The organism is Cyclobacterium roseum (assembly GCF_010119225.1).
Classification (GTDB): domain Bacteria; phylum Bacteroidota; class Bacteroidia; order Cytophagales; family Cyclobacteriaceae; genus Cyclobacterium; species Cyclobacterium roseum.
On sequence record NZ_WNKF01000036.1, the window covers coordinates 1 to 4,394 of the forward strand.

At 45.2% G+C, this 4,394-nt stretch carries 2 protein-coding genes; both read right to left on the reverse strand.

Going from position 1 to position 4,394, the window contains the following annotated elements:
* Positions 1-167: 167 nt before the first annotated feature.
* On the reverse strand, positions 168-2,600 hold the full coding sequence (locus GJQ68_RS22915; protein WP_162419592.1) for a TonB-dependent receptor plug domain-containing protein: 2,433 nt from the start codon (positions 2,598-2,600) through the stop codon (positions 168-170).
* Positions 2,601-2,786: 186 nt separating this feature from the next.
* Entirely contained in the window at positions 2,787-3,812 is a 1,026-nt protein-coding gene (locus tag GJQ68_RS22920) for a nucleoside hydrolase (RefSeq protein ID WP_162419593.1), read from the reverse strand.
* Positions 3,813-4,394: the final 582 nt, after the last annotated feature.

The window sequence follows — 4,394 nt, forward strand, 5'->3', positions numbered from 1 at the left end:
ACGTATTCCGACAGACTGCCGCGGGTGCCCGAGCGACTACGACCATCCGATTAGAATCCATTGGCACCCACGCAGTGACATCAGTGACATCACCACATCACCACATTCTCCCATCATCCCATCGAATCATTTCCCTCAGTTAGTTTGTCTCCGTTTTCCTGTGACTCCTAATACACCTCCAACATCAATTCTGCCTGGCCGATTTTCCCTTTTTCGGAAATGCCTTCTGCATTTACCCGGTATAAGGTGCTTCTGTCAGCGGTGAAAAAGGTGACCTGAGCAAGGCCCTTTTCATTGGTCCTGACATTTGGGTTCCAATAGATGGTGCTTCTGAAATCAGGGATTTCCGACCGTGTATTTTCTCCGTATTTTGGTGAATAAAACTGCCTGGTTTTGCTGAAGCCCCCTATTCGTTGGACGATTATGTGATCTCCGGTTTCCGGTTCTTCTATTTCGCTTGGCCCTCTTTGGGTAAATAGCGCAATTACACCACCACTACCTCTGCCGCCATAAATCGCCGTATTACCGGGGCTCTTTAGAATTTCGATTCTGCTGATGTCATATTGATTGATGCTTTGCACCATGCTTTCATCCACCGGTACCCCATCCAGCAAATACAGTGGTGTACCTTGTCCCCTGATTACCGCACTGAATTGGTTTGGACCGGATCGAACGACCTGGAGACCGGCAACTCTTCCTTGTAATACCTCCAGGATATTCCCGGAAGGGGCTGGAGGAAGTTGATTGGCCTCAATGGTCATGTCTGCATTCCGGTGCAGGGTAAAGGGCCGGGAGATTTCTGCCCTGCCTTCCACCACTACCTCTTCCAGTAATAGTTCTCCCAACTCCAAACTGCTGATATCGGTTTCAATTCCCTGAAACAAAGGCAGGCTCGGAGAAAAGTAGTCCCGGTTTATCCTAGCCACAGCCGATTCGGTGGACCAATTTCCGGTCGCTTGTAGTAGCGGAAAATACACCTCATCGTCAATGCTAACATTTACATTGCGTGTTCTTCCGCGGGCATCGGTACCCTGGATCAACACATCAATGGAATCGTTGAAATGAAAGCCTTCAAAAACGAAATTTCCATTTTCATTGGTTTCGGTGGCAATAAATGTTTGGTATTTATCCTTCAAAAACAAAATGGCTTCTCCGTTTGGTATGGGATCGCCATTGTCCTTTTGTAGGTTCCCGCTGATGCGGATGTCAAATTCATGCGAATGGTCTATGGCTGGAAAATTATCTGCAAGGATGTCTTTCCAGGCAAACCTCCTCCATCCCTGGGTCATCATCAGCAGGTCCAAGGCGGCATGGCGGTCTTCGTTTTCAGGGTTGAAATAATATCCCGGCGCTTCAATATACCCTTTTAAATCAGAGGTCAACAGCAGGTAAGACTGGATTTTCATGCCATTGCTTTCCCGACTGGCCAACTGATCGTCGGTGACTGCCAGTGAAAAAGAAGTAGCTACTGGATTTCCTTTCGGGTCTTTGGCTTCAATTTCAAGCATTACCTGCTCCCTGCTTAAAAATTGTTGCTGATTGGAGCTGATGGTCAGGCTTAATTGATCTGCATGGTCTATAAAAACCAACCGCTCGGCAAGGGGCTCACCTGCGGCTGTTGCCAGGGTGAACCTTACGATGCCGGTTGGAAATGCTGATTTGGGAATTTCCAATCGATTTTCCTCATTGGGGATCATACGAAATTCCTGGCTGTATCGTAATTGGTCTCCCGCAATGCCTGTAAGCAATACGTTTTCACCCGTTGGATGGTTGGTGACGGTAGTAATTTCGATCCGCTCCCCCTGGCTTTCAAAGTTCATCCCATACCCTAATGGGGAAGCCTTTGGCAAAGGGTATTCCCTAGTAGTACCATTTTCAAAAGTAACTTTTGCCAAATAGGATCGGGCGCTGTCCGGAGTAATACGAAAGCTACCCATTCCCACATGGGTTGAAGCGATATCCGTCAATTTCAAACCGGTGTCATCGTATACCTCTCCTGTTACTTCAATTCCCTGACCATCAGGCCCAGTTGCCTTGAATGCCACTTTTCCGGAGATACCCGTTACCATTTCTCCTCCTTCCGGGAAAAACTGAAAGTCCGGATCGGACTTGACCGTCGGGTCTGGGTTTTTATCATTTGATTCCGGAGACCAGATGTAGATGGGTTTTTTAAAAAACTGCTCTTTGCCAAAATTCTTCATCCAATTCGTGTAGGCAACCAAGGTGTATTCCCCTTCCTGAAGATCGCCTGGAAGGGACAAATCTCCATTGGTTCTTCCATCTTCCGTTTCAAGTGTGAGTTTTTTTACCAGCTCATTTTTATCATTGATCAAGTCTACGTATAGGATTTTACTTTTATCGCTGGGTGTTAAATCGGAAGCATGGACCAGATACGCGTTAAGCCATATGACTTCTCCCGACATATAGTACGGTTTGTCATGGTGAAGGTATACCTTTTCAGGAGCATAATTGATTCTCCAAACCGATAGATTGGTCTGGATTTTTTCCAGAACAGGATTTTCAATCAACCCCATAGCTGAAAAACCCAAAACAATTAAAACGAACCCTACTACAGCCTTACTATTTTTGATCTTATTCATGGATGTGATGCTTCTATTTCGAATGCCGTTTACTGTTAGCCTACTTGAAGTCAGGCCTTTTCTTAAGGGCTTCAATTATTGGGCCATAGCATATTTCCTGGGATAAAATCAACATTCGAAGGGAAGACGGAGGGAACCAATTGTAAACGAACCCATTCCCGGTACTTCCTAATTAGTGCACCCCGCTCATTCCATGGTATATTCACCGACTTTTTTAAACATGTCTCCAAATATCCTGTCCCGATTCAAATAGGTGGCTACCCGGTAAAGGTGCCGGGTATGGTCAACGCTGTAGGTCAACTCATCGGTGAGTAGGGGAGTACTTCTGATTTCGGTATTAAACCAACCGGGGTTGATCACATAAGCTATGGCGGAGATATCCCAAATCACCTTGGACCATCCAAAGGGGTCGCCTTTATGGTAATCTTTGAAAATCTCGACCAAATAGTCGCCGATTTCACCTTTTCCCTGCAGGTATGTTTCTATTTCAGCCACCGTGGTCAGAAGGTGAGAGGTAACGGGCTGGGTTGGGAGTTGGATAAGGGGGACCCCGGAATCAAAAAGAACCTGCGAAGCTATGGGGTCCTGCATCAGGTTAAATTCGGTGGCCGTTTTCCAATTTAGCCCTTTGCCTCCCAGCCAAACCACTACAATTTTATGAATGATCTCCGGTTCTATGAGTATGGCAGAAGCGACGTTGGTTGGAGCCCCCAATGTAAGCACATACAGGGGTCCATCCGAATTCATTGCTTTACTAATCAAATCCTGGGCAGCCGGGCTTTCAATTGGTTTGTCCAGGCTTTCAAGGAAGGCATCCGAACCCCGGTAAACAAAATTTTCCCGCTTCATGTCCAATTTACCCAACAGCCGCTCAATTTCCTCGAAGCTTTTTTCCATGCCATCCTTGGGACTGACAGAACGGTTATTGAGGTAAGGTGCCGCATAGATGGCCTGTACCTCCATTTGATCCGGTGAAAGCAACCCATAAACCACCGCAAATTGATCGTCAATTTCGTTATACGTATCCGTATCAATCACCACTTGAACCTTACCCTGGGGAGGTTCCAACTGGCTTAGTCTGAACGGGTCGGTTAAGGAGGGGTAGCTTTGGGAAAAACCTTCTAAAACAAAAAAGGATAGTGCAAGTACCAAAACAACGCTATTTTTTAGACTGCCTGAACAAAATCCAAGTCGGTTATGGTAGTTTTTCATAGTAATAATTGGTTTGTTGAAACGGATAGTTTGATTCAAGGTAATCTTTTTTAACAAGGAAAAGGTAGAAACAACAGGGCGATTTTCCAACGAATATCTTTATTGGTTGATCGTTATCTTGATCAATGACAACAAGTAAAATGTTTTAAGCCTCGCCACTTGTGGGATATAGGCTTGAGTTTGATTATAAAACCGTACGATTTGCTGGAATGATTACTTTTGGAAGCAATTAGATATAAGCATTCATTCAAATCTCGGGTTCATTGGCTATCCATAAAACCATATAACCGGTTCGTATTGAACTTTCAGGTCCATTTCTACCATTACGTTGTGTTTTGAATCCTGTTGGAACCGTTGAAAGATCGAGATCGACTTGGCAGCAATCACCGTTCAGGATTTAGGATGAGTCAAGGATTATTGCAGTAATCCAAAACATGCCAAATTCATCTTGACAAGGGTAGGAAGGCAAATTTTTTCGTACATGACCTGTTTTTGCGGTTGCAATTCAATGTGACTCGTCCTTAAATCCCCCAGGAGGCTGTCCGAAAAGTCGGGCAGCCTCTAATTTAGTTGTTTTTTTTC